This window comes from Pseudomonas sp. 05T35, from assembly GCF_056396605.1.
On record NZ_JBFTLU010000983.1, the window covers coordinates 1 to 435 of the forward strand.

General features: G+C 58.3%; 1 protein-coding gene and 1 pseudogene. Both read right to left on the bottom strand.

Going from position 1 to position 435, the window contains the following annotated elements; all coding sequences use genetic code 11:
* A partial coding sequence (locus tag AC1DH9_RS31025) for an NAD(P)(+) transhydrogenase (Re/Si-specific) subunit beta (RefSeq protein WP_442114865.1) occupies nucleotides 1-344 on the bottom strand: 344 nt, incomplete at its 3' end.
* Nucleotides 344-435: pseudogene (locus AC1DH9_RS31030) on the bottom strand (NAD(P) transhydrogenase subunit alpha); the annotation flags it as partial. The pseudogene AC1DH9_RS31030 and the gene AC1DH9_RS31025, both read right to left, overlap by 1 nt.

The following is a 435-nucleotide window of genomic DNA, read 5'->3' on the forward strand; positions in this document are numbered from 1 at the left end:
TCGACCACGGCGGCGATGGCGATGAACACCGCTGCCATACCGATCATGCTGTGCATGAACGCGACCAGCTCTGGCATCTTGGTCATTTCAACGCGTTTGGCCATGATCGAACCAGCAGTGCCGCCGATCAGCAGGCCGACGATGACGTARCCGATACCGGCGGTGGCCAGCTCGGAACCCAGTTTGAACACCAGGCCGACAGTGGTGACAATGGCCAGCGCCATGCCGAGCATCCCGTACACATTGCCGCGTCGCGACGAGGTCGGGTGCGACAAGCCCTTCAGGGCCTGGATGAAGCAGATCGACGCGATCAAGTAGAGCGTCGTGACAAGGTTCATGCTCATTACTTGGGCGCCTCTTCTTTTACGGCTTTCGGGGCTTTTTTCTTGAACATCTCAAGCATTCTGCGGGTCACCAGGAAACCACCGAACACGT